General features: G+C 76.5%; 17 protein-coding genes. 8 read left to right on the top strand and 9 right to left on the bottom strand.

The window, feature by feature from the left end; genetic code table 11:
* The first annotated feature begins 84 nt into the window (after positions 1–84).
* From ACZ5WK_RS03400 to ACZ5WK_RS03385, 4 genes are read left to right on the top strand one after another with little or no spacing between them, the layout of a single operon-like run.
* Entirely contained in the window at positions 85–2,241 is a 2,157-nt protein-coding gene (locus ACZ5WK_RS03400) for a sensor histidine kinase (protein ID WP_465544476.1), read from the top strand.
* Positions 2,241–2,672 (top strand): roadblock/LC7 domain-containing protein, encoded by a 432-nt coding sequence (locus tag ACZ5WK_RS03395; RefSeq protein ID WP_405362185.1) that lies wholly within the window; start codon positions 2,241–2,243, stop codon positions 2,670–2,672. The genes ACZ5WK_RS03400 and ACZ5WK_RS03395 overlap by 1 nt, the downstream gene beginning before the upstream one ends.
* Positions 2,669–3,049, top strand: coding sequence for a DUF742 domain-containing protein (locus tag ACZ5WK_RS03390; RefSeq protein ID WP_396319755.1), 381 nt, complete (start codon positions 2,669–2,671; stop codon positions 3,047–3,049). Before ACZ5WK_RS03395 ends, ACZ5WK_RS03390 begins: the two co-directional genes overlap by 4 nt.
* A gap of 56 nt (positions 3,050–3,105) precedes the next feature.
* Complete coding sequence (locus tag ACZ5WK_RS03385) at positions 3,106–3,678, top strand: GTP-binding protein (protein ID WP_396319754.1); 573 nt, start codon at positions 3,106–3,108, stop codon at positions 3,676–3,678.
* Between the two features lie 174 nt (positions 3,679–3,852).
* Here ACZ5WK_RS03385 and ACZ5WK_RS03380 read toward each other — a convergent pair whose 3' ends face one another.
* From ACZ5WK_RS03380 to ACZ5WK_RS03350, 7 genes are all read right to left on the bottom strand, one after another.
* On the bottom strand, positions 3,853–4,320 hold the full coding sequence (locus ACZ5WK_RS03380) for a MarR family winged helix-turn-helix transcriptional regulator (RefSeq protein ID WP_465544473.1): 468 nt from the start codon (positions 4,318–4,320) through the stop codon (positions 3,853–3,855).
* A 123-nt stretch (positions 4,321–4,443) separates the two neighbouring features.
* Positions 4,444–6,489 carry a hypothetical protein gene (locus ACZ5WK_RS03375; RefSeq protein ID WP_465544471.1) on the bottom strand — a complete coding sequence of 682 codons (2,046 nt, stop codon included), beginning with the start codon at positions 6,487–6,489 and terminating at the stop codon, positions 4,444–4,446.
* On the bottom strand, positions 6,486–10,277 hold the full coding sequence (locus tag ACZ5WK_RS03370) for a DUF5682 family protein (protein WP_465544469.1): 3,792 nt from the start codon (positions 10,275–10,277) through the stop codon (positions 6,486–6,488). Before ACZ5WK_RS03370 ends, ACZ5WK_RS03375 begins: the two co-directional genes overlap by 4 nt.
* A 4-nt stretch (positions 10,278–10,281) precedes the next feature.
* A complete protein-coding gene (locus ACZ5WK_RS03365; RefSeq protein WP_465544467.1) occupies positions 10,282–11,511 on the bottom strand; it encodes an ATP-binding protein in 1,230 nt (409 codons plus the stop codon).
* Entirely contained in the window at positions 11,508–16,715 is a 5,208-nt protein-coding gene (locus ACZ5WK_RS03360) for a hypothetical protein (protein ID WP_465544465.1), read from the bottom strand. Before ACZ5WK_RS03360 ends, ACZ5WK_RS03365 begins: the two co-directional genes overlap by 4 nt.
* Positions 16,712–17,572 carry a DUF4132 domain-containing protein gene (locus tag ACZ5WK_RS03355; protein ID WP_465544463.1) on the bottom strand — a complete coding sequence of 287 codons (861 nt, stop codon included), beginning with the start codon at positions 17,570–17,572 and terminating at the stop codon, positions 16,712–16,714. The genes ACZ5WK_RS03360 and ACZ5WK_RS03355 overlap by 4 nt, the downstream gene beginning before the upstream one ends.
* A gap of 173 nt (positions 17,573–17,745) precedes the next feature.
* Positions 17,746–18,480, bottom strand: a complete 735-nt coding sequence (locus ACZ5WK_RS03350) for a DUF4386 domain-containing protein (protein ID WP_465544461.1) — start codon at positions 18,478–18,480, stop codon at positions 17,746–17,748.
* 206 nt (positions 18,481–18,686) lie between these two features.
* On the opposite strand from ACZ5WK_RS03350, the gene ACZ5WK_RS03345 reads away from it, so the two are divergent.
* Entirely contained in the window at positions 18,687–19,421 is a 735-nt protein-coding gene (locus ACZ5WK_RS03345; protein WP_465544459.1) for a TetR/AcrR family transcriptional regulator, read from the top strand.
* Positions 19,422–19,512: 91 nt separating this feature from the next.
* On the opposite strand, the gene ACZ5WK_RS03340 is transcribed toward ACZ5WK_RS03345, so the two are convergent.
* On the bottom strand, positions 19,513–20,676 hold the full coding sequence (locus tag ACZ5WK_RS03340) for a PQQ-dependent sugar dehydrogenase (RefSeq protein ID WP_465544457.1): 1,164 nt from the start codon (positions 20,674–20,676) through the stop codon (positions 19,513–19,515).
* A gap of 338 nt (positions 20,677–21,014) precedes the next feature.
* Between ACZ5WK_RS03340 and ACZ5WK_RS03335 the strand changes: the two genes are divergently transcribed.
* The 3 genes from ACZ5WK_RS03335 to ACZ5WK_RS03325 all read left to right on the top strand — a co-directional run bounded on the left by ACZ5WK_RS03335 (position 21,015) and on the right by ACZ5WK_RS03325 (position 23,788).
* On the top strand, positions 21,015–22,286 hold the full coding sequence (locus ACZ5WK_RS03335) for an MFS transporter (RefSeq protein ID WP_465544455.1): 1,272 nt from the start codon (positions 21,015–21,017) through the stop codon (positions 22,284–22,286).
* A gap of 4 nt (positions 22,287–22,290) precedes the next feature.
* On the top strand, positions 22,291–22,977 hold the full coding sequence (locus ACZ5WK_RS03330) for a TetR/AcrR family transcriptional regulator (RefSeq protein ID WP_465544453.1): 687 nt from the start codon (positions 22,291–22,293) through the stop codon (positions 22,975–22,977).
* A 67-nt stretch (positions 22,978–23,044) separates the two neighbouring features.
* On the top strand, positions 23,045–23,788 hold the full coding sequence (locus ACZ5WK_RS03325) for a siderophore-interacting protein (RefSeq protein ID WP_465544451.1): 744 nt from the start codon (positions 23,045–23,047) through the stop codon (positions 23,786–23,788).
* 610 nt (positions 23,789–24,398) lie between these two features.
* Here ACZ5WK_RS03325 and ACZ5WK_RS03320 read toward each other — a convergent pair.
* A complete protein-coding gene (locus ACZ5WK_RS03320; RefSeq protein WP_465544449.1) occupies positions 24,399–25,550 on the bottom strand; it encodes a CapA family protein in 1,152 nt (383 codons plus the stop codon).
* Positions 25,551–25,573: the final 23 nt, after the last annotated feature.

The following is a 25,573-nucleotide window of genomic DNA, read 5'->3' as shown; positions in this document are numbered from 1 at the left end:
CGGGCACCGCCGGCCGTGGCACCCCCGCCGCCCGGTCGGAGCACACGGGCGATACCGCCGTTCGGCCCAGCAACAAGGAATCAGATGCCAGGCATATCGGCCCCCCGCACGGGCCACCGCGCCGGCCGGTCCGGCTCTCTCCGCGGCTCGCTCCTCGCCCTCGTGCTGGTCCCCTGCCTCGGCCTCGCCGCCGCCTGGGGATACGCCGCGTACCTGCTGCGCAACACCGGCCACCACACAGCCCTGTTGGCCGTCAGCGCCGTCGTCGCCGTCGTCCTGCTCTGGAGCCTGATCAGCGGCGTGCGGCTCGCCGGGACCCTCTCCGCCCGGCTCTCCGGGCTGCGCACCGACACCCTCTCGCTCGCCCAGCACGAGATCCCCGAGGTCGTCGGCCGCCTCCAGGCCGGCGAGTCCGTGCCCGCGCCGCCCGCCTGGGCACCCTCCCGGCGCGCCGGCGACGAGGTCCAGCAGACCGCCGACGGCCTCGCCGCCGTCCGGCAGGCCGCCATCGCCGCCATCGTCCACCAGGCCCAGGGCCGCGAGGGGACGAAGAAGGTCTTCCTCAACATCGCCCGCCGCACCCAGATCCTGATCCACCGACAGATCAGCATGCTGGACGCGCTGGAGCGCGAGCACGAGGACCCCGAACTGCTGCGTGAGCTGTTCGCCGTCGACCACCTGGCCACCCGGATGCGGCGCAACGCCGAGAACCTGGTCATCCTCGGCGGCGCCCTGCCCGCCCGGCGCTGGCGCAACGCCGTGCCCGTGGTCAACGTGCTGCGCAGCGCCGTCTCCGAGACCGAGAACTACGCCCGGGTGGTCGTCCAGGGCGTGCCGCGCACCTCGCTCAGCGGGCAGGCCGTCGCCGACGTCATCCACCTGGTCGCCGAACTGATCGAGAACGGCACCACCTTCTCCCCGCCCTACACCCAGGTGCAGGTCTCCGCGCAGGAGGTCCCCAAGGGTCTCGTCGTCGAGGTCGAGGACCGCGGCCTCGGCATGACCGGGGACGAGTACGAGCGGCTCAACGACTACCTCGCCAACCCGCCCGAGCTGGACGTCTCCGCGCTCGGCGACGACCTGCGGCTCGGCCTCTTCGTGGTGGCCCGGCTGGCCGCCCGGCACGACATCCAGGTGACCCTGCGCCCCTCCCCGTACGGCGGGACGCGGGCCGTGGTGCTGGTGCCGGCGCCGTTGCTGGAGCAGGCGGAGCAGGCCGCCGACGTGCCCGGCCTGCCGGCCGGCGCCCGGGTGACCCGGACGCCGGTGCCGGAGCAGACCGTCGACGGCGGGCCGGGCGAGACCGACGAGGGGCTGTCGGGGGCGCTCTCCGGGGTGCTGAGCGGGCTGCTGGGCGGTGGTTCCCCGGCCACCGGGCCGGCCGCGGGAGCCGGAGCGGGCGCGGAGAGCAGGAACGCCGTGCTCCCGGGGAGCCCCATGGACCCCGTCGGCCCGGTGGACCCCGTCGGCCCGGTGGACCCCGTCGGCTTCGGCGCCCCCGGGAACCCCGGGGGCCGGCACGACAGCGGTGTGATCATCGGTGAACTGCTCGCCCAGTACGGCGACGGCGCCGCGCGGGGCGAGGGCGAACCCACGGGCGGCGGCCTTCCGGTGGGCGCTCAGATCCCCGGGCTGCCCGGCGCCGTGGTCGTCCCCCGGCCCACGCCGCCAAGGCCGTACGACGACCAGGCGGGCGAACCGCCGGCCACGGGCGCCGCGGCGGGTGCTCCCGCCGGCGGCGGCCTCGCCGACGGGCTGTGGGCCGGCCCGGCGGGAAACCCCCCGCCCGACCCCGCCGCGCCCATCCACGAACGCGCTCAGGAGGCCCCCTTGGAGCACAACCCGGACGGCGAGCTGCGCACCCCGCGCGTCCTGCCGCAGCGGGTTCGCAACGCCAGCCTCGCCGAGCAGCTGCGCGAGGCCCACGCCCCCGGCGCCGCGCTCCGGCCGCCGGCCGCCTTCCCGGGCGCGCCGATGGGTGGGCCGCTGGGTGCGCCGATGGGCGGGCCGGCCCGGATGCCGGCGGGTGGTCCTGGAGGTGCGCCGGGCCTCCCGGCGGCCGGTCCGGCGGGCTCCCCCGCCCCGGGCACCGCCGACGACACCGCGCCCCAGCGCTCCCGCACCACCATGGCCGCCATCCAGCGCGGCACCCGGACCGCCCGCGCGGCCGCCCCCGACTCGGACGCACCGGCCGCGCCCCCCGCACCGGCCGCACCTTCCGCAGCTAAGGAACAGCAGTGATGACGCAGCACACCGACACCCAGCGCGACCTCAACTGGCTGCTGGACCAGCTGGTGGCGCGGGTCCCGGAGACCCGGCACGCCATCGTCCTCTCCGAGGACGGCCTGCTGGTCGGTCTCTCCCGAGGCCTGGACCGCGCCGACGCCGAGCACCTCTCGGCCGTCGCCTCCGGCTTGCAGAGCCTCGCCCGCGGCGCTGGCCACCGCTTCAACGGCGGCCGGGTCCGGCAGACGGTGATCGAGATGGACCAGCTGTTCCTGTTCGTCACCACCGCCGGCCAGGGTGCCCGGCTCGCCGTGCTGACCAGCGAGATGGTCGACGCCGGCCTGATGGCGTACGAGATCAACATGCTGGTCAAGCAGGTCGGCCAGTACCTCACCGCGGCGCCGCGCAGCGACGCCGGCCAGGCCGGCGTGGGCGGCGGTGCGTGACCGCCGACGCCGAGGAGGCCTGGTTCTTCGACAAGGACGCCGGGCATCTCGTCCGCCCCTACGCCATCACCAACGGGCGCACCGGCCCGGCCCGTGACAACTTCGCGCTGATCACCCTGGTGGTCACGGCCGACCCGCGGACCGACACCACCCGGCTCGCCCCCGAACCGGCCGCGATCATCGACCTGTGCCGCGAACGCCCGCTGGCCGTGGCCGAGATCGCGGCCGGCCTCGACCTGCCGGTGAGCGTGGTGAAGGTGCTGCTGGACGACCTCGCCGAGGCCCGGCTGATCCTCACCCGCGCGCCCGTCCAACTCGCCGAGGCGCCGGACATCTCGCTGATCCAGGCCGTGATCGAGGGCGTCCGCCGGCTCTGACCGGCGGGGGCCTCCGCTTGCATCCACGCTTCCAGTTCCCCTCCAGGAGACCCGAATTGACGACCCAGAGCCTGGTGCCGGGCGCGGTCAAGATCCTCGTCGCCGGCGGCTTCGGCGTCGGCAAGACCACCATGGTCGGCTCGGTCAGCGAGATCGAGCCGCTGCAGACCGAGGAGCGGATGACCCGCGCCAGCATCGGGGTCGACAGCCTCGACGGCGTCCAGGACAAGTCCACCACCACCGTCGCGATGGACTTCGGCCGGATCACCGTCCACGACGAGTTGGTGCTCTACCTCTTCGGCACGCCCGGCCAGTTCCGCTTCTGGTTCATGTGGGACGACCTGGCGCTGGGTGCGCTCGGCGCGATCGTGCTGGCCGACACCCGGCGGCTGGAGTCCAGCTTCGCCGCGGTGGACTTCTTCGAGCAGCGCGGCATCCCGTTCGCGATCGGTGTCAACTGCTTCCACGGCCGGCGCGACAGCAGCCCCGAGGACGTCCGGCGCGCCCTCGACCTGGATCCCGGCGTCCCGGTCGTGCTCTGCGACGTCCGCGAGCGCGCCTCCAGCAAGGAGCTGCTGCTCGCCCTGCTGGACCGCGTCCACCGGGACGCCCTCGCCTCGCGGCGTTGAGGGCGGTCGGGGTGGTCCGGGCGGTCCGGGCGGTCCGGGCGGTCCGGGCGGTCCGGGCCGCCGGTACGCGGTCCGTCGAGGTCGCCTGACCCCGGCGCCTCGGGTACCGGGGTCGAGCGCCGGGTGCCGGGTGCCGGGTGCCGGGTGGCGTGTACCAGATGCCGGGTGCCTGCGTCAGGCGGTGGCCGGGGCGCCCGGGGTGAGCTCCAGCTCGTCCAGCGCGTGCACCAGCGGGGCCAGCTCCGGAATCTCGGTGGCCTTCGCCAGCGTCGCCTCCAGGGTGGCGTCGTGCACCGGGCGCGCGGCCTGGAGCAGTTGGCGGCCCTGCGGGGTCAGCTCGGTGTAGATGCCGCGCCGGTCGTCCGCGCACAGGTAGCGGCTGAGCAGGCCGCGGTCCTCCAGCCTGGTCACCAGGCGGGTGGTCGCGCTGCTGCTCAGCGCCGCCGCGCGAGCCAGCTGCTGCATCCGCATGTGCCAGCCGTCCTGCCGGGAGAGCGCGTCCAGCACGGTGAACTCGACCACCGAGAGCCGGTGCTCGGCCTGCAGCGCCTTCTCCAGCGCCGCGTCGATGAGCCCGTGCAGCGCGGCGAGCGTGCGCCACCCGCAGGCGCGGATCTCGGCGGCATCGTCGTGGATACCCATGGCTCGCCCTTCTCTTCCCGGTTCCGTCACTGGTGCCGGCCCCGGTACCGTGTCCGGCCCGGGTCGATGGTGTGACGACCGGTCGAACGTCTCCCGTCCACCCAGTATGCCATTCGGCGCGGTTTACCTGCCTGTGCAAGTACTTCCCTGGGCCGCCGACGTGACCGCCTCCCCCTGCGGAGCCCAGCCGACCGCGCAGAGTGCCGAGGCGAGCTCCTCGCCGTAACAGGCCGCTGCCAGCCACGCGGCGGTGAACGCCGCGTGGTCGTCCGCCGCCACCCGGCCGAACACGTCCCGCGGGTGGTCCCCCGCCGCCGCCCGGAGCCCGCCCAGCAGCGCCGCACCCGTGGCCAGGCCCGCCGACGCCAGCTGCGAGGCCTCGGCGGCCGGCGTCGTCGAACCGAGCGCCAGCACCTGCCGGCCGCCGGTCACGGCCTGCTCGACCCGGCGGGTGAGCAGGTGCACGGGGGCGTCGGGGGCATCGGCGGCCTCCGGGATCGCCGCCGGCACGGGGATCGCCGGGTCGCGGAGGGGCGCGGGGAGGGTGAGATCGGCGGTCTGCAACCGCTCCAGGCCCAGGTTGACCCGTCCCGCCCGGTCGGCGGGCAGGGACAGCGACGGGACGCCCGCCAGGTCGTGCGACTCCGGCTCCGGTCCTGGCCGCGGCCCCGGCTCTGATCCCGGCCCAGGCCCCGGCTCGCTCGGGGCCGGACCGGCGGCGAGCAGGCGCAGCTCCGGGCGGGCGGCCCGTTCCAGCCGGCCGATCACCCGCAGTCTCAGCCCCGGGGCGGTGGCGAGCAGCGCCAGGTTGCCCCGGTACGCCAGGCCCGGGTGCTCGTGCGGCGCGCGCAGCGCGACGACCAGGCCGCCGCAGTCGGCGAGCAGCTGCGGCACCCCGGTCGGCCCGTACGGGGCGGCACCGAGCAGCGTGACGTCCAGGAACAGCAGGTCGCTCCCGGCCGGCCGGCTCTCGTACGGCAACGCCGCCGCCGACAGGGCGCGCTCCACCTGCGCGGCCGGCGGCTCGGCCCAGAGTGCGGCGACCGGCTCCTCCGTCCACGCCGCGCCCGCCGCGCGGACCGCCTTCACCGAGGCCCCCGCGCCGAGCCGCCCGGTGGCGGACCTCGTCGCCCCCTGGACGGCCAGCCCGGCACGGCTGAACTCGCGGTGGCTGAGCAGCGCGTCGCCCAGCCGGACCGCGCGGTTTCCGGCGCCGACGGCCTGCGGGGCCGCGGCCGTCGCATCGGCGTGCGGCATGACCTCCGCGACGGTGCTCAGCCGCCCGGTGGCGTCCACCGCCCAGGTGAGCACGCCCGCGTGGGTGGCCGTCAGCACCGGCTCGGCGAACAGCCCGTACAGCCGCAGCCCGCCCGCCTCCCCGTAGGCCTGCCGGGCGGTGCCGCGCAGCTCGGCGGTGCCGACACCGCCACCGGGGTGGCCGCTCGCCAGGGCCGCGGTCGGTTCGAGCAGCTCGCGCACGGCTGTGACGAGGTCGGCGAGCCGGTGGTCCGGCTCGCCCGAGCGTGCCGCGCGGACCCGCGTCACCACGGCGACCGCCGCCGCGGCCGGCCGGTGGAGCCCCGCCAGCCGGGCCCGGTGCCCCGCCCGGAGCAGCTCCGCCTGCAGGACGGCCCCCGCCCCGCCCACCCCGGCCGCGAGGACGGCGGAGGCGGCCCGGTGCAGGTGACGGGCGGCCGCCTGCTCCGCCGGGGTCAGCGGCGTCTCCGACCCGGCTCCGGGGGCCGCGGCCCCCGTGCCGTCCGCCGCCGGAGTGTCGGCTGCCGGGGTGCCGGCGGCCCGGGTGTCCGCGGCCCGGGCGTGGGCGGCCCCGGGGTCCGCTGCGGCGTCGGGCCCCTGATCGTCGTCCGCGAGACGGCAGAGCGAGACCGCGGCCGCCCGGTGCACACAGGCGGGCGCCAGCAGGCAGCCGCAACGCACGCCGGACCGGTCGGCGACCACCCCGCCGGGCGCGTGCAGGACCAGCTCCGTCTCCTCGTCCACCGCGACCCGCCAGGCGTCGCCGGACCGCTGCACCGGGCACGCCGCCAGCTTGGCGGCCGCGCCGTCCAACCTCTTCTGCAGCCGCGCCGACAGCCCGGCCACCACCTCGGCGACCACCTCCGGCCGCACCGCCGGCCAGTGCGCGCCGGCTTCCATCGGTACCGTCATCGGACCTTCTCCCCCACCCAACGGGCCAGTTCGAGCGGGCTGAGCGCCGCCACCGGCATCCCGGCCGCGACCAACCGGCTCGCGACCGCCTTCGAGTACCGCGCCTTCCCGGTGTCGTCCAGCGCGGCGCAGCCGAGCAGCTGGCAGCCGGAGTCGACCAGCGCCCGGGTCTGCGCCAGCAACCCGCCGATCGGACCGCCCTCCTCGAAGTCGCTGACCACCGCGACCAGCGTGCGGGAGGGCACCGTCACCAGCTCACGCGCGTACTTCAACCCGGCTGCGATGTGCGTGCCGCCGCCGATCCGGACCTCCAGGAGCAGACCGAGCGGATCCTCCACCCGCTCGGTCAGGTCGACGACCTCGGTGGAGAACGCGACGAAGTGGGTGCTGAGCGCCGGTACCCCGGCCAGGATCGAGGCCGTCAGCGCCGCCCACACCGTGGACGACTCCATCGACCCGGAGACGTCGACGACCAGGATCAGCCGCCAGTCCGCCGCCTTGCGGGCCCTGGTCCGGAAGACGGGCCGCTCGGGGACGATCACCGTGCCGGCGTCCGCCTCCCCCGGCCGCGCCGGGCGGGCGGTGGCGAGGTTGGCCCGGATCGTGCGGTCCAGGTCCAGGCCGCCACCCGGCCGGCGGCTGGGCCTCGGCACGCTGATCCCGGTCAGCGCCGGTCGCAGCCTCGTCGCCAGCTCCCGCGTCAGCTCGTCGACCAGCCGCCGCACCAGCGGCCGCAGGCCGGCGATCCGCGCCTCGGGGAGCCCGCCGGCGTGCTCCAGCACGGTGCGGAGCAGCTCGACGGAGGGACGGACGGCGCCCGGATCGAGCGCCTCCAGGGCATCCGTGCGGCCCTGCGCCGCGGCCGCGGCCAGCACCTCCTCCCGGATGCCCGGACCGAACAGCGCGGCCAACTCCTCGCCCCACTCCCGCACGCCGGGATACGGCGCCTCCCGGCCGCCCCGGTGGCCGCCGGCACCGCCCCGCCCGTCCAGGCCGGGCCCGGATCCCTCGCCGCGCCCGGTGCCGTAGAGCTCGTCGAGGGCGGTGGCCAGCCGGGCGGACCGTCCGCCGAAGCCACCGCTGCCCGGCCGCCCGAGCAGCAGCCGCCACCGCTCGGCGGGGGCGAGGGCGTGGGTGGCGGGGGTGGTCGGGGCGAGGGCGGTGGGTGCGTTGGCGGTGGGTGCAGTGGCGGTGGCGTGAGTGGGGGCCGGCGCCGGGTGACCCGGCGGCCCGGCGAACGCCTCCGGGAGCAGGCCGCGCCGGCCCAGGGCGGCGCGGGCCGCCAGGTCGGCGCGGGCCCAGCCGGCGAGCAGGGCGGGCGCGACGGTGTCGGGCAGGGCGCGCAGGCGGGTGCCGAGCCGCTCCTCGACCAACGTCAGCAACCGGTCGCGGGCGGCCGGGCTGAGGGTGTCGAAGCCACCGCGCAACGCGGGCAGCCGGTCCAGGAACCCGGTGTCGGACAACGTGGTGACCCGCTCCAGCACCGGCTCCAGCACCTCGGGCGCCGTGTCGAAGAGCCCCTCGGCCGCCGTCAGCAGCCCGACCAGCGAGCGCCCGAGAGTGTGCCGGCTGTCGGGCCCGGTGGCACCGTCGACCCACGAGGCCGCCCGCCCGCCGAACGCCGCCGGGCCGTCCTGCCCGAGCAGCACCCGCACCGCACCCGCCGCGCCGCGGACCAACGGGCTGCCCTCGTCGGCGAGTTCGGCCAGCGCATGGCCGAGCCGCAGCCCACCCGACCGGTCGGCCCGACGCGCCAGCTCCACCAGCGCGCGGGCATCAGCCGGGTCGTCGGAGCCGGCCAGCCCCTCAAGCTGCCGCACCGCCGCGGCGGTCAGCAACTCCCCTGCGGAGGCCAGAACTTCGGCGCCCCCGCCATGCCGGAAGGCGGCCGGGGCCGCGGAAGCCGCCGGGACCGCCGGAGCGGCGATAGCCGCGAACGCACCGGTCTGCGCGGCCTCTTCGCCGTCCGGCATGGCGGGGGCGAAGCCGGGGATGTGGCCGGCGGCAAGGCGGTCCAGGAGGGCGAGGCCGTCGAGGAGTTCGGGGAGGGTCGCGGTCCCGGGCAGGACGCTGGTGAGCTGGGTGAGGCGGGTGCCGGCCAGCGCGGGGAGGCCGCAGGCGGCGGCCTCGGCGAGGCCGGTCAGGACTTCGCGGGCGGTCGGGCCGTCGGCCTCCTCTTCGCGGCGCAGCCGGTCCCGCAGGGTGCCTTCGGCGGCCTGGGCCGGGGTGACACCGCGGGTGCCGGCGACGGTGAGCATCGCCGCGGTGGCCGGGGTCCACCGGACGCGCCAGCGGGTGCCCAGGGTCTCGGTGCCGCCGGCGCCGGTGGTGGTGACCGGGTCGGCGTACGGGACGGCGCAGGCGGCGAGGCGGTGGAGGAGCAGTTCGCGGCGGCGGTCGAGGGGTGAGCGCAGCGGGTCGAGGCGGAGTTCGCGCGGGCCCGCCTCGGCGGTGTCGCCGGGGCCGGGGAGGCCGAGTCCGGCGAGGAGTGACTCCACGGCGGGGGCGAGGCCGCTGCGGGGGGCGTCGGGGGCTGCGCGGCCGGTGCGGGTGCCCACCAGGACGCGCTCCAGGGCGCGGGCGACCGCGCGGCCCCGCCCGAGCGGCTCGCCCTGGGCGAGCACGGTCTGCACGGCTTCGACGAGTTCGCCGCGGCCGGGGGCGGCGAGGCCGCGCAGCCGGGCGAGGTCGCCGGCGAGGCGGACGATCTCGCGGGCGTCGGCGGGGCCGGAGGGGTGGTCCTGGGTGCGCAGGGCCTCGCAGATCCGGACGGCGGTGTGGGTGAGCGCGTCGGCGAGGCGGGCTGGGTCCCCGCCGGCGTCGAGGACGGTGTGCTGCCACTCGGGGTCGCGGATGCCGGCCGGGTAGCCGGAGCGGGCGTCGAGCAGGGGGTAGGTGTAGGGGATCAGCGAGACGACGTGGCCGCCGTCCGGCACGGGTGGCGCGCCGGCCTCCGTGCCGTCCGGCGGGTCGAGCAGCGCCGGCGCGTGGAACGCTCCGACCACGGCGGCGACGCGGCGCCCGCCGGCTGTGGCGCCCTGGATGCGCGCCCGCATCCAGGCCTCGCGCCTCAGGTCGTACGGGTCCACGCCGGTGCTGTCGGCGGCGTCGCGGCGCAGGGCCCAGCCGACCAGCAGGGCGGCGCGACGGACGGCCTCCGGGGTGGAGCCGGGGGCGGCGGTCTCGACCAGGCGGTCCCAGAGGTCCCCGTCGTCGTCGCGCCCGGTGAGCCGGTGGCGCAGCGCGTCGGCGACCCCGGGGCGGGCGCCCGCACCCGGCCCGGCCGTCGAGCGGTCGGCCGGGCCGGAGCCGCCCCGGCCGCGGTGGGCGAGCGGCAGGTCGCAGGCGACCACCGCCACGCCGTTGCGCCTGGCCCACCGCAGCGCGGCCAGCTCCGGGGAGAAGTCGGCGAACGGGTAGAAGGCGAGCCCGGACGCACCGTCACCCGCTCCCTCACCGGCGCCGCTCCCGGCCGCCGCCGGGGCGGCGGCGAGGGCGACCGGCGCCCGGGTGGACTCGTCGGCCAGCCACCCCAGCCAGGGCTGGAACTCGGCGGGCAGCTCGACCAGCACCGCCTCGGGTCGGGCGGCGTCGAGCAGCGCGGGTACGACCGCGCTGAGCGAGGGCGCGTGGTGCCGGACCCCGATCAGGTACGGCCCGGGTGTGCCGGCGCCCGAGGCGGCCAGCCGTGCCGCCTCCGCCTCCACCGCCGCGCGCGGGTCCGCCGCTGCCCGGCGGGAGTCGTCGAGGTCCGCCCCGAGGGCCCGGACCGCGCTGCTCGTCGTCATCGCCTCACGCCTCCAGTGCCGAGCGAAGGTCCCAGAGGGTGCGCCAGGTGCCGGCGCCCTGTTCGGCGCGGCGGCGGACCGGGCCGTCCCAGTAGCCGAGCAGGCGGGCGGCGTCCGTCGGGTCGTCCTTGCGGACGACCCCGATCAGCTGGCCGGGCAGCCGTCCGAGCAGGTCGCCGCCGTCGGGCAGGTAGGCGGCGGAGACGCCGAGGGCGGTGGCCACCGAGACGGCCTCGGCGGTGCTCATCACGGTGGACGGGCGTTCGACGTCCCAGCCCTCGGTGGAGCGGCCGGTGCGCAGGTCCCGGAAGGCGGTGACGAGCGCCTCCAGCACGGCGTCGTCCACCGCGTACGGGGCACCGGCGCGGGCGACGGCGGCGGTGGACTGGCGGCGGACCAGCTCCACCTCGGCGGCGAGGCTGCCGATGGGGCCGACCGTCTCGAAGTTGAACCGCCGCTTGAGGGCGGCGGACATCTCGCTGACGCCCTTGTCCCGCAGGTTGGCGGTGGCGATCAGGGTGAAGCCGGCCGCGGCGTGCAGCTGGCCGTCCGGGCTGCCGGCCAGCTCGGGGACGGCGATGCGCCGTTCGGAGAGCAGCGAGACCAGGGCGTCCTGGACCTCGGGCAGGCAGCGGGTGACCTCCTCGACCCGGGCGACCGCGCCGGTGGTCATCGCGGTGAGCACCGGCGAGGGCACCAGGGCCTCCCGGCTGGGGCCCTTGGCGAGCAGCAGGGCGTAGTTCCACCCGTACTTGAGCTGGTCCTCGGTGGTGCCGGCGGTGCCCTGGACGGTGAGCGCGCTGGTGCCGCAGACGGCGGCGGCGAGCAGCTCGGAGAGCATCGACTTGGCGGTGCCGGGCTCGCCGACGAGCAGCAGGCCGCGCTCGCCGGCGAGGGTGACGACGCAGCGCTCGACCAACGCCCGCTCGCCGACGAACTTCTGCTCGATGACGAGGCTCTTCCGCCCGGCCTTGAGCTTCTCGCCGTCGCTGCCCATCACGAAGGTGACGACGGCGCGCGGGGTGAGCCGCCAGCCCGGCGGGCGGGGGCCGGAGTCGTGTGCGGCCAGGAACTCCAGTTCGGCGGCGTACTTCTCCTCCGGCGGGACGATCTGCCGCGTCCCGCCCGCCGTCGCGGCAGCGGGAGCCGTCGCGGCCCCGGGAGCGGTCCCGGGAGCGGTCCCGGGAACGGTCCCGGGCCCGGTCGCGCTCGGTGTCTCGGTGGTCGTGCTCATCGACGGGCCTTCCTGCGGTTGCTGGTCCGGAGCTCTTCGTAGCCGGGGGTGTCCCCGTCGCCGATCCGCCGCCAGGCCCGGGCGAACAGCTCCGGGACGGACAGGTGCGGCAGGACGGCGTGGTGGGTGGGCAGTTCGTACAGGCCGGCCTTCCAGGTCTCGGCGGGCAGGCCGGGGGCCTTGGCCTCCTGCCAGCCGCCGGGCAGGAAGAGACCGCGGCCGGCCCGGGCCCGCTTGGCCTCCAGCACCAGTCCGGTGGCGGCGAGTTCGGCGCGCGCCCGCTTGAGCCGGGCAGGCTTCCAGCCGGTCCAGCGGGCGACGTTGCGGTCGGTCGGGTCGGGCAGGGCGAGCAGTTGGAGGTAGAGCGCGGCGGCGTCCTCGCCCAGGCCGTGCGCCTCGGCCACCTCGGCGACCAGGTCGGGCGCGCCGAGCTGCGGGTCCTGCGCCCAGCCGGTCACCGCCCCGCCCTCGGGCCCGGACTCCGGCGGCGCCACCAGCCGCTCCAGCTCGCCGCTCAGGATCACCTGAAGGGCGCGCCGCTCGACGCCGAACCAGTAGCTGTCGGAGAGCCCGTCGAGCAGCTCCAGCAGCGGGTCTCCGGCACCGGCGAGCCCGGCGGGGCGCAGCCAGATGTGTTCGTCGCCGGCGTGGCCGGGGGCCAGGACGAGCGCCTCGCCGCAGCGGACCAGACCGTCGGCGTCGCCGCCGCCCTCGGCCGGCAGGCCGTACCGGGTGCGCAGGATGGTGGCCGGCTTCTGGTCCTTGACGGTGCGCTGGAGGTCGTAGTCCAGCAGCAGGCCGGGGTCGGCGAGCCTGGCACGCAGTGCGGCGACGGCCTGCGGCAGCAGCGGGCGCAGCGGGCTGTCGGCGGGCAGGTAGTAGGCCAGCCAGCGGAGCGCGTCGACGGTGCCGCTGAGCGTGTTGCTCCCGGGCAGGGCGGCGGCGTCGTCGGGGCGGAGGCGGACGTCGCCGGCCTCGTCGGCGCGCACCCGGAAGCCGGTGGTACGGCTGAGCCAGGGCGTCCGGGCGGGGTTGAGCACCGCCTCGATGTGGCCGATGGCGGCGCCGCTGACGGTGGCCTGGGCCTCCTCGGGCAGGGTGACGAGCGTGCCGAACCGCTCCGTCCAGCGGGCTGCGCCGGCGAGGGTGTCGGGGCCCTCGGTCCAGAGGCTCTTCGGGTCGGCGGGCAGCAGGGCGGCCCAGACGTCGGCGAGGCCGGTCCGGTCCCGGTCACGGAGCCAGTCGCGGGCGGCCCTGGCCTCGGTGGACTTGAGGCCGAACTCCTTCAGCCGGTCGGCCGGGAGCACGTTGCCGTACCACTGGAAGAGACCGCTGGTGGGGCTGAGCAGCAGGGTGGCGCGGGTGGTGCCGATGCCCGTCCGCCCGGCGAAGTCGGCGGCGTGGCCGGCCTGGTGGGCGACGGCGCCGTGCAGGGCGAGCAGGGCGGTGAACCGGGCCGTCCAGTCGGCGGTGAGGGTCTCCTCGGTGGTGCGCTCCTCGGCGGTGGCGAAGTGGGCGACGGGGCCGAAGGCGCCGCTCGGGTCGTGGTCGACGGCGAGCCAGTGCACCCGGTCGCCGCGGTGGTGGCGGCAGCCCAGGACGATCACGGTGCGGTCGCCGTGCCGCAGCACCTGGCCGGTGCGCTTCTCGTGCTTGTGGTTGTGGTTGTGGCTCGCGCCGTGGAGCGGCTCGGTCAGGGTGATCTCCCGCAGGGTGGCGCCGCGGTCGGCGAGCGGGCCCTTCGTCAACTCGTGGAGCAGCAGCGCGAGAGCGGACCGCTCGGCGCCTCCGGTGAGCGGGGCGGCCGCGGCGTAGGCGAGGGTGCCGAGCCGGCCGAGCAGGTGGAGCCAGCCGTGGTGGTTGTCGTCGCCGTGCAGCTCCACCCGCAGCGGGGTGGACCAGCCCTCGGTGCCCTCGGGCGCCGCGGGCGGGTCGGCGAGGACGGCGGTGACGGTGCGCAGGTTGTTGATGACCCGCCACTGGCCGTCGCTCCCCCAGGACCGGCCGAAGCCGCCGAGGTCGGGGAACACGACGCCGACGGCCTCGCGCAGCTCGTCGTCGCGGCCGTGCTCGGGCCGGTAGGCGGCCGGGCGGGCGGCGCCCGCCTTGGAGCGCGCCTTGGCCTCGGGCTGCGGCACGAACCGCGCGACCCCGTCGAGCAGGTCGGCGGCGGCCCGGGCGAGCCCGGCGACGCCGGCGCGCAGCAGCGGGTGGCCGATACCGGGCAGCGCCTCGCCGACGGCCGCGACGGGCACCCTGGCACGGCACTTCTTGCCGTTGGCGAGCAGGCGCCGCCCGCCCTGGACGGTGAGCCAGCGCTGCTCGTCCGCGGCAACCGGCCGGGTGTCCACCGGCCAGGCGGCGTCGATCAGCCGGGCGGCCTGCTCGTCGGTGACGGCGCGCAGGACGAGCGAGCCCTCCTCGTCGCGCGGCCGCAGGGCGTGCCAGTGGACGAGCGGCGGGACGAGCCCGGTGCCGGCGGCGTCGAGCCCGCCGGCGCGGCAGACGCTCAGGTCGGCGGTGGTGCCGGTGGTTGCGTCCACCCGGGCGCCGTCGGCGTGGGTGCCGTCGTTGCCGGGCAGGGCGAGGGCGAGGGAGCCGCCGCGCCCCTCGACGACCATCGGGCGGGCGCCGCCGGGCAGGGCGAGCCGGCCGACCGGGAAGCGCTGGGGGTGGCTGCCGGCTCCGGACAGGACGAGGGTGGTGCCGTCGGCGGTACCGGTGGTGACGCGGCCTGCTCCGACGCGGACCCAGCTGCCGAGCGCGGCGCCGTCGGTGCCCAGCGGGCTGGCCTCCAGCCCGGGCTGCATCGGCAGCAGCCGGGTGCGGTGCACGTCGAGCCGGCCGGCGGCCGCGGTGGCGGCGATCCGGGGCGGCTCGGCGGCGCGGCCGAGGGTGCCGGTGGCCGGGTCCAGCTCGGTGAGGAAGCCGCCGCCCTGGCCGTGGCGGACCGTCCAGTGGCCGGTGCCGTCGCCGATCACCGGGTGCTCGGCGGGCATCCGGGTGTCGCCGGCGTGCAGCGGGCGCTCGCCGGTGGTGCGCCCGCCGCCGGGCAGCGGGAGGGACGGGGCTTCGGGCTCCTGGTTGCCGCCGTAGTAGCGGGCGACGGTCTCGCCGCCGAGGAGGAAGGTCTCGGCGGGGCGGCCGGACCAGTAGGCGTGTTGCTTGCCGTCCCGGTACCAGGCGACCAGCAGTTCGCCGTCGACGTAGCGGAGCCGGGGGCGCTGCCACTGCTCCAGCTTGTCGGGGATGCGCAGGGTGTGCTCCAGCAGGATGCCCTGCGGTCCGGCCACCACGACCTGGTTCTTGCGGGCCAGGACGAGGTGCGGCCAGGCGTCCTCCGCGTACAGGCCCTCGGGGAGGTGGTTGCCGGCCGTACCGCCGGGGGCCTCGCCGCGCTCGACGCCGAGCCTCTCGAGCGCCTCTTCGAGCGCGGGCCAGCCGAGTTCGTCGAAGATGCCGGCCCGCAGGGTGCGGGCGAGCAGGCCGGCGACGTCGAGGCCGGCGATCCGCTCGGCGGCGGCCGGGTTCTCGGCGCGGATGGCGCGGCGGCTGCTCCGCAGCTCACGCAGCAGGTCCGCGGCGCTCGCCAGGCCGCGGGCGGCGAGGAGTTCGTCGGCGCGTGCGTCGGACCATTCGACGAACAGCTCGCGCAGCACCGGGAGGGCGGGCACCTGCTTCGCCACCGCGGCGTCCCAGACCCCGGGGACGGCGGCACGCAGCGCGGGCCGGAACCGGGGGTCGGCGGCGAGCGCGGCGAGCGTACGGCTGCCGGGGCCGGACTGGGCGACCCAGGCGCCCAGGTCGAGGGCGAGGCCGTCGGCGGGGTCGGCGACCGGGACGCCCTCGGCGAGCAGCAGGTCGAGGACCTCGATCAGGGTGGTGCTCCGGCGGCCGCCGAGGAGCTCGACCGGCACACCGTCGGCGCGCAGCCGCCCGGCCATCCGCCCGGCGAGGGCGACGGTCTCGGTGCTGAGGCCCCGGCTGCGCCAGCCCCGGCCGATGTGGCCCAGCCAGCGCTGCAGCCAGGCGGCGGCCGGCTCGACGGGCCCGGCGCCCTCCACCGGCCCGGTGCACGGCCCGGTGAGCTGCTGCTCGGCGCCGCTCTCGGCGAGGACGGCGAGCCAGGAGGCGTCCTGGGCGTTCTGGTCGCCGGAGCCCGCCGGGTCGGGCAGCAGCTCCAGCAGGCGGGCGCGGACCGTCCCGTCACTGCGGCCGAGGTCGACGACGGCGCCGTGCCAGGACTTCCAGAAGGCGCCGGGCGCCCGGTTGACGGCGGGTGAGGCGAGCAGCTCGCCGAGGAGGGCCCGCTCGTGCTCGGTGCGGTCCAGCCCGGCGGCCCGGATCAGGGCGCGGGCGTCCTCGGCCACGCCGGCGTACGGGGCCATGCCGGCCGCCGAGCGCTCGGTGCAGAGCTGGCGGAACCGCTGCCAGGCGGTCAGCGGGTCGAGCCGGCCGCTCAGCTCCCTGACGTACTGCCGCAACGCCTTGACGGTGAGTGCGCCGGCCAGCGCGAACTCCAGGAAGACGGCGCGCAGCCGCTCCTCGTCCACGGTGAGGCTGTGGGTGCGCTCGGCCTCGCGGGCCTTGCCGAAGAAGGTGCCGGCGTAGGTCTGGTTGCCGTGTTCGAGGAAGATCCGGCCGACCTCCTCGCAGTAGGTGGGCAGGAAGTGCGGGACGGCGCGGCCGAGGCGCACGGCGAGCGCCTCGAAGCCGTCCTTGGCGTGCCCGGGCTTGGACCTGGCCTGCCGGGCGAGCCGCTCCATCTCCTTGACCAGGGCGAGCGCGTGGTGTCCGTTGGCCGGGTCGTGGACCAGCGCCCAGGCCGGGAAGCCCAGCGCCTCCTGGCGGACCTGGCCGACCTCGGCCGGCTCCTGCGCGGGCTTGAGGCCGAGGAAGTCGACCGCGAGGTCCTCGGCCGGGCCGAGCGCGCGGGGCACCAGCCGGACGACGCGGCGGCCGTCGAGCGCCGGGTGGGCGTAGCTGCGGGCGGTGAGCACGTCGGCGGGGCTGTCGGGCTGCCCGGCGCCGGGCAGCGCGCCGGCCGGGAGCACCGCGCCGGCGTCCAGCAGGCGCTCGTTCAGTGCGGTGGCGTCCGTGCGGTCGGTGTCCGTGCGGTCGGTGTCCGTGCGGTCGGTGTCCGTGCGGTCGGCGTCCGTGCGACCGGTGCCCGTGTGACCGGTGTTCATCTGGCTGGTGCTCATGCGGCTTCCTCCCCTTCGATCGTGCGGCCGGAGTGCAGCGCGGCGGCCATCCGCATGCCCTCGGACCAGGCGACCGGCCCGACCCGGGCGAGCGGCAGGACCTTGCCGTCCGGACCCGTCCAGCTGAGTGCGCCGGTCTCGCACTCGTCGTAGTCGTAGAAGTCCCCGACCCAGACGCGGGCCTCCAGTGCGACGCCGCCCTCGACGACCGGCAGGACGGCGTGGCCGCCGCGCACCCGGTAGCCGAGCCGGGCGCAGCGGCCGAGCAGCTCGCGCAGCTCCTTGTAGCGGCCGCCGGCGTAGGTGGTGACCTCGGTACCGGGTGCGTCGGCACCGGCCGGGCGGTGCCAGACCTCCCGGTACAGCTGCTGGACCTGCTGGGCGACGCCGAGTTCGACGGCGAACTCGCGCAGGTCGTCCAGGTCGTCCAGGAGGACGGGGTGGGGTATCCGGATCTCGCCGTCGGTGAGACGCACCGTGTCCCCGTCGAGGTCGACCAGGCCGAGCCCCCGCTCGGCGTCGGCGCCGCGCAGGAACCCGGCGACCGAACCGTCAGCCCCGGTGACCACCAGGTCACGCAGGACCTCCTGCCAGGCCTCGTCGGCCCAGACGGCGGTGACCACGGCGGCGGGCACCGGCAGCGAGCGCACCATCCACCGCTCGACGTCGTCCAGGCAGCGGCGCCGGTGCGCGGCCAGCCACTCGGCGAGCTGCCTGAGCCCGGTGACCACCGGATCGTCGTTCAGCTTCGGCGGGACGGCCTTCAGCCGGCGGCCCGCCGCGTTGCGGCAGATCACCTTGCCCTCCTCGTCGAGCGCGACTTCGTACCCGCCCGCTCCCGCTTCCACCCACGCCACGGCCGCTCTCCTCCCAGCTGGTCAGTGATGGGAGGAACGTAACGGGACACACTGACAACGCGTCCGCCGCCGCTTCGCCGAGGTCATCGGCGGTACGGCGGCGGCGGTGCGACGGGGGTACGGCGGCGGCGCGACGGGGGTGCGGCGGCGGCGCGGCAGCGGCGCGTTGCCGCTCAGACCTGCGGCAGACCGACCGGGACCGGAACCGGGTCGCCACCCACCGGCAGGGGCCCGCCGGCGGCGGCCGGCGTCCGGAAGCCCCGGAAGATCAGCCGGAAGGCCAGCGCCAGTTCCCAGGCGAACACCGGGACGGCGGCCAGCTGTCCCCACGCCGAGAGCTGCCCGTAGAGGCCGAGCAGCACGGCGATCGCCGAGGCGAAGATCAACGGGCCGCCGACCAGGCCCAGGACGGCGATGAACCGCGGCACGAGGCCCGACCGGTACAGCAGATGCGCCACCAGCACGGTGTTGGCGCCCAGCACGAAGTTCGGCCCGAGCAGGAACGTCCAGTCGTGGACCGCGAGCAGCGCCCTGCCGACGGTGCGCGACGCGGCCGGATCCGTTCCCGCCCCCTGATTCTGACGGAGCGTCACCATCGAGAGAAGGCTGACGATGCCGACGGTGATGACGGCCGCCTCCAGGGTGCGCAGGCCGAGATAGCCGACCGCGGCGCCTTCGCCGTACCGGCGGACGACGGGGAACAGCGCGATCGCGGTGCCGACGACGGCCAGGGCGAGCACCACCTCGAAGAGCGCCCCCAGCAGCACCCGGCCGTCCGGGCCGGCGCCCACGACGAAGTCGGGGTTGCCGAGCACCGGGCCGTAGAGGACCAGCCCGCCGATCGAGGCGACGTGGGTGACCAGGTAACACGCGCCCGCCGCTGTCGCGAGCCTTCTCGAGGGGATCACCGGAACTCCTTCACTGGCACGGCCGGCCGCATCCGGCACCAGAGGTGTACGGCGTACACCTTCGTCGATGACGCTAGGGTGTACCGCGTACACCTGTCAAGGAAGAATCGGCCCGGACCGGGCGGGCTCCGGGATGAACGGGCTCCGGGACGAACGGAGTCCGGCCGGCGGAGTCCGGGCCGAGCCCGAGGAGAGGCGGTCAGGAGATGCCCCAGCAGACGAACGCCACCGCGCGTCGGACCACCCTGAACCGGGACCGGGTGCTGCGCGCCGCCGTCGCACGTGCCGACCGGTCGGGCATCGAGGCGCTGAGCATGCGCAGCCTCGCCCAGGAGCTGGGCGTCGTGCCGATGGCGCTCTACAAGCACGTGGCGAACAAGGAGGAGCTCCTCGACGGCATGGTCGACGCCGTCATCGGGGAGATCGGCGAGGAGGGCGGGGCGAGGGCCGGCTCGCCGGCCGACGCGTCCGCCGGCGACGCCGACTGGAAGGGCGCCGCCCGCCGGCACATCCTCTCGGCCCGGCACGCGCTGCTGCGTCACCCGTGGGCCGCGCGCGTCATCGAATCGCGAACCGGCCCCACCCCCGGCATCCTCGGCTACCTCGACTCCCTGATCGGAACGCTCCTGGCCGGCGGCCTCTCGGCGGACCTCACCCACCACGCGATGCACGCCCTGGGCAGCCGCGCGTGGGGATTCACGCAGGAGCTACTGCCCACCGCGCCCAGCCCCGACCCGCAGGTCCAGGCGGCCGCCCTGCGCGAGCTGGCCGTCCGATTCCCCCACATCGCCGAGATCGCCACCGTCCGGCCCCACGACGACGGCACCGTGGTGGGGCAGGGCTGCGACGACCAGTTCGAGTTCGAGTTCGCACTCGATCTCCTGCTGGACGGCTTCGAACGGCTCCACCGGCAGGGCTGGTCCTCCGCCGGCCGCGCGTGAAACCGGCCCCGTCCGGCACCGGTCCGGCCTGAGCCCTTCCCCCGGCGAAGCCCGCCCCGCCCGGAGGCCGGCCCCGCCCGGCGCGCTGTCCCTAGGAGATCGCCAGCCGCAGGAGGCGGTCGTCCCCCGGCTTGGGCTCGCCGTTCCCGTCGGTGTTGTCGGTGAGCACCAGCAGCGTGCCGTCCCGGTCCGCGACGACCGTGCGCAGGCGGCCGTAGGCACCGTCGAAGAACTCCTGCGGAGAAGACGCGAGATGCTCACCGTCGAGCGGGACGCGCCAGAGCCGGGTGCCGCGCAGCGCGGCCATCCAGACGGCCCCCTGGGCATAGGCGATGCCGCTCGGGGAGGCCTCGGAGGTGCGCCACTCGGCCACCGGGTCGGTGAACTCGGGGCGGCCACCGACGCCTTCGACGACCGGCCAGCCGTAGTTGCCGCCGGCGCGGATCAGATTCAGCTCGTCCCAGTTGTCCTGGCCGAACTCCGAGGCCCAGAGCCGGCCCTGGGGGTCCCAGGTGAGCCCCTGCACGTTGCGGTGGCCGTAGGAGTAGACGGGCGACCCGGGGAAGGGGTTGCCGGGGGCGGGGGTGCCGTCGGGGGCCAGCCGGAGGATCTTGCCGCCGAGCGAGCCCTTGTCCTGGGAGAGCGCGCCGTTGCTGCTGTCACCGGTGCCCGCGTAGAGCAGCCCGTCCGGACCGAACGCGATCCGGCCGCCGTTGTGCCGGTGGCCGCGCGGAATACCCGTCAGCAGGACGGACACGTCGCCCAGCTGCTGCCCGGCGGGCCGCGTCGGGTCGTACGGGAAGCGGACGATCCGGTTGTCGTCGGCGGTACTGACGTACGCGTAGACCAGGTGGTCGGTGGCGTAGCCGGGCGACAGCGCGAGGCCGAGCAGGCCGCCCTCGCCACCGGGGACCACCCCGGGGACGGTGCCGGCCTCGGTCTTGCCGCCGCCCTTCGCGGCGATGCGGAGGATCTTCGCGGCGTCCCGTTCGGAGACCAGGAAGTCCCCGTCGGGCAGGACCACCAGACCCCAGGGCGACGCCAGTCCGTCGGTGACCGTCGCCCGGACCGCCACCGACGGGGTGGAGGCCGGCGAGGCGGGGGACGCCAGGGTGGGGGTGCCCGAGGGCACCTCGGACGCGCCCGGGGTGGGCACCGTGGAGCTCGCGGCCCTGGAAGCCGCGGAGGAGCAGCCGCCGACCGCACCGGACCCGAACAGCACTGTCAGCAGGGCGACCACAGAACGACGGCGCATGGACGTCTCCTCCAGAGAGCCTGGTGCGGCTGCCGCGCGGCTGACACGGCCGCGACCAGCTCACCACACCGGCCGCCCCGCAGCCCTCGGTACGCGCCGTGCCGGCGCAGCCGACCGGCTGCCGGTCCGAACCGGGCCTCCGCGGCAGGCCCCTGACCAGGCCCAATGGCGCCCGCAGTGGAGCCGCCCGGCGACGGTGACCGCCGCGGGCACGCGCGCAGGAGGCCGGGGCGATCGAGCGAATCCAATCTAGACGCAACGTTGCGTCCAGTGTTAGCGTCCATCCAACCGAGACGCACCGTTGCGTCCACTCTCGCCGCGACCCCTGAGGAACCCCCATGCCATCCGCCCCGCAAACCCCGGCCGGCCCACTCGCCCGCGCCGCGGTCGCACTCGCCTTCTGGGTCACCATGGCCGGCACCACCGTCCCGACCCCGCTCTACCCGCTCTACCAACAGGCCTTCGGCTTCTCGCCGTTCATGGTCACGGTGATCTTCGCCGTCTACGCCGCCGGCGTCGTCGCCGGCCTGCTGACCCTCGGCCGGCTCTCCGACGCGATCGGCCGCCGCCCCGTCATCGCCGCCGCCCTGCTGCTCGCCGCGGCCGCCGCCGACCTCTTCGAGGTCGCGGACTCGCTGCCCTGGCTGCTCACCGCCCGCGTGGTCTCCGGCCTCGCCGCCGCCCTGGTCACCGGCGCCGCCACCGCGGCCCTGCTCGACCTCGCCCCGCCCGAGCGCCGGCTGCGCGCCCAGACCCTCGCGCTGGCCGCCAACATGGGCGGCCTGGCCGGCGGCACCCTGCTCTCCGGCACCCTCGCCGAGTGGGCCGGCTCGCCGCTGCGCCTGCCCTGGACGGTGATGCTCGCCCTCACCGCCCTCGCACTGGCCGGGCTCCTCGCCGTTCCCGCAACGGCACGGGAAGCCGCCCCCGGCGCCGCACCGACGGGCTCCGGTGACCGCCCCCGAAGCACCCCCGCCCGGCTCCGCCCCCGCCTCCAGCCGCTGCGCATCCCGGCCGGCATCCGCCCCGCCTTCGTACGCGCCGCGCTCGCCGGCGGTTCCGGGTTCGCCGTGCTCGGGGTCCTGACCGCGGTCAGCGGCCTCTTCCTGGCCACCGTCCTGGACCTCCACCACCACGCGCTCACCGGCTTGGTGGTCTGCCTGGCCTTCGCGGCCACCGCCGTCGGCCAGCTGCTCGCCCGTGTCCTGCCCAAGCCGCGTGCGCTGCCCGCCGCCTGCGCCGGCCTGGTGCTGGCCGCCGCGCTGATCGCCATCGCGCTGCTCACCGAGTCGCTGCCACCGCTGCTGCTCGGCGCCTGCGTCAACGGCCTCGCCACGGGCACCGCCGTCGGCACCGGCCTCGGCGCCATCAACAACGGGGTCGCCCCGCAGCAGCGCGGCGCGGCGGTCTCCACCTTCTTCGCCATCCTGTACGCGATGCTCTCGGTGCCGGTGGTCGGCGTCGGGGTCCTGATCCAGGCCACCGACCTGCGCACGGCGGGTGTCACGTTCAGCGCGCTGGTGGCCGCGCTGGCCGTCACCGTCGCGGCCGGGCTGGTGCGGCGGCCGCGGAGCGCGCTCCCGTCGACCGCCCGCCCGGAGGAGGCATGAGAGGATGAGCCCGACCAGCGCCCCCGGCCGGCTCCCGCACCGGCCCGCCCGTGAGGACCTCCGCACCATCGCCGCCCAGCCCCGCACCGCCACCGGCAGCAGCAGCGCGAACAGCAGCAGCAGCCGCCGGAGCGAGGCCGCGCGCCTGGCGGTGCTCAACGCCGCCGACGACCTCCTGGTGGAGCACGGCTTCGAGGGCCTCACCATCGAGGGCATCGCCGCGGCGGCCGGCGTCGCCAAACAGACGATCTACCGCTGGTGGAAGTCCAAGGTCGACATCCTCTTCGACAACCTGGTCCTCGACGCCGCCTCCGCCCTCACCTGGCCCGAAGCCCCGTCCGACCGGACGGCCGGCGCCGCCGGCCCCTCGGGCCCCGCGGACCTGCGCGCCTACGTCCACCGCTTCGCCGCCTTCCTCGGCGAGGAGCCGGCCGGCCGCGTCCTCCAGGCCCTCCTGGGACACGCCCAACTGGACGCCCGTACGGCCGAGTTGCTGCACGGCGGATTCCTCGACGGGCTCCGCGCCCGCGATGTCGCCCACACCCGCACCGCACTCGGCTGCTCCGAGGACGAGGCCGCGGTGCTGCTCGACGCCCTCCTCGCCCCGCTCTACCACCGCACCCTGGTGCTGCGCCGCCCGCTCGACGCCGCGTTCGTCGACGCACTGCTCGACCAGCACCTCCCGCGCTGAGCGCGACACCTCCCGAACTCCCTCTCACCCGGCCCGTGTTCACCTCCGGGCCCGCTCTGGAGTCACCATGTTCCGACGCCCCCGACCGGCCCACGACGCCGAGGTCACCGCGGTCACCCCGCTGACCTCCACCCTGACCAGGATCACCTTCACCGGCCCCGGCCTGTCCGACCTCGCCGTCGAACACCCCACCCAGTGGGTCAAGTTGGCCGTGCCCGACAGCCCGCCCCGGTCCCCCCGGGCCTCCCGGGACCCCGAGGGCCGCGAGGTCTCCCGCGCCTACACCATCCGTCACCACCGCCCCGCCGAAGGCGAGGTCGACATCGACCTCGTCCTGCACGGCAACGGCCCCCTCGCCCGGTGGGCCGCCGCGGCCCGCCCCGGCGACCGCGCCCGGATCGCCGGCCCGCGCGGGCGCCGCCCCTCCTTCGACGGCGCCGGCCACGTCCTCGTCGCCGCCGACGAGAGCGCCCTGCCCGCCGCGCTCACCGTCCTCGAACAACTCCCGCCCGGGGTGAGGGTGTCCGCCTACTTCGAGATCGCCGGACCGGCCGACACGCTGCCCCTGCCCGCCCGGGCCGGACTCACCGCGGCGTGGCTCCCCCGTCCGCCCGCCCACCCCAAGGGGCGCCTCCTCACCGAGACGCTCCTCGCCACCGACCTGCCGCCCGGCACCACCGCCTGGCTCGCCGGTGAGGCCGGCGCCGTCGCCACCGTCCGCCGCCACCTCCTCACCGACCGGTCGCTCCCCCGCGACCGCGTCCACGCCAAGGGCTACTGGAAGCACGGCGAGGCCGACCACAAGGGCTGAACGCCCTTCGGCGGCGCACACTCTCAGCCACCGACCGCATCGCGGGGGGAGAGATCGTCGGGCCGCCGCCCGCTCCACCCCGGCCGGTGACCCGCCCGACCCCGCTGGACGGGCCCGCCGTTCGCGGCGGGTGTCCCGCCCCTCGGGGGCGGACTCCGGCCCGGGGTCTCCGCCACCTGTCCGGCGAGGTCCGTCCCGGCCGCCCGCGCTCATCCGCGGGCCGGGGAAATCCACGTGCTGACGGTCCGTCACCGCCCTATCGTGGTACCCATGTGTACACGCGCTCGGACGTCTCGCCGGCACTTCGTCTGCCCGCCCTGCCGGGTCTCGGTGAAGCGGTGGCCGGCACCGGGGCACGACCTCTGCCCGCACTGCCGGGGCAAGTTGCTCGAGGCGGGGCAGGATCTTGCGGTCCCGAAGCGGCGGGACGACGCCGGGTGGCGGGCGCTGACCGCCGTGCTCGCCGCCGGGGTGACGTTCCACTCGGGGTGCTGCCACGGCCCGGGGTGGCGGCCGCGGACGCCGCGCGAGGTGCGGGAGCGGCTCGCCCTGGCGCACCGCAGCAGCATCCCCGTCGCCGAGGCGGTCACCACCCGGGACTTGGACGAACTCAGCGCGCGGGGCCGGGCGCAGGGGCCAGGCCGGTACAGCCCCGGAGGCCGTCGCGCCGCTTGAGGGCGGCCTCGGCGGCGGCGCCGGTCTGCGGGACGGGGACGCCCTGGCCGTCGACGGTGGCCGGGGTGAACACCTCCCCGGTGACCTTGCCCGCCGAGGTGAGGGTCAGCGTCGTGACACCGGTCTCGTTGGAGAACGCGTAGTTGGACGTGCCGTACCAGAGGAAGTTGCCGAAGCCGTACCCGACGTAGGTGTTGCCGAGCATGCCCGAGCCGAGCATGGTGTGCGCGTGGGTGCCGACCACCGCGGTGGCACCGGCCGTCGCGAGCTTCTTGGCGATGGCGGTCTGCGGGCCGGTCGGGCAGGCCTTGCCCTCGTCCCCCCAGTGCAGGTAGACGAGGACGACGGGCGCCTGCTGCTTCGCCGCCTCGACCGCCTTGACCAGCGCGGCGGCGTCCAGCGCCGAGGCGATGCCCGGCTTGTCGGCACCGGCCCGCCACTTCTGGTTGGTGATGTCCTCGACCTGGCTGGCCGCGACCACGGCGACCTTCACCCCGCGCACGGTGGTGACGTACGGGGCGTACGCCTCCTTGGCGTTGTGGCCGACGCCGACGACCGGGATCGGCGAGGCGGCCTTGGCGGCGAGGGTGTCGGCGAGGCCGTCGGGGCCGAAGTCGACGGCGTGGTTGTTGGCCATCGAGACGACGTCGACGCCGGAGTCCTTGAGCGCGGTGAGCGCCTTGGGCGAGGTGCGGAAGGTGTAGGTCTTCGGCTCGGGGGCCCCGCGGTCGGTGATCGCGGTCTCCAGGTTGAGGACGGCGAGGTCCGCGTCGGAGATGGTTCCGGAGATCGGGCCGAGCGCCTGCTCCGGGGGCTTCACCGCGAGCCGGGACTCCGTCCGGCCCTCGAAGTGGACGTCGCCGGCGAAGGCGACCGTGATGCTGCCGTCGGGCCGGGGTCCGGCGGCGCTGCCGGACGGCGCCGGCGCCGCGGTGCCGGTCGCACCCGCCGTGGCGGACCCGGCGGCCGAGGGCCCGGCCGCATCGCCGGCCGGTGCGGCCTTGGCCGGGGCCGGGTCGTCCGGCCCGCAGGCGGCCACGGGTATCAGCCCGAGCAGCAGTGCGACGGCGGCCGCGGCACGGCGCATGTGAGATCCCCCCCGGGGTCGGT

Source organism: Kitasatospora sp. NPDC032757 (assembly GCF_055579305.1).
This window is presented reverse-complemented; position numbering and strand designations above follow the sequence as displayed.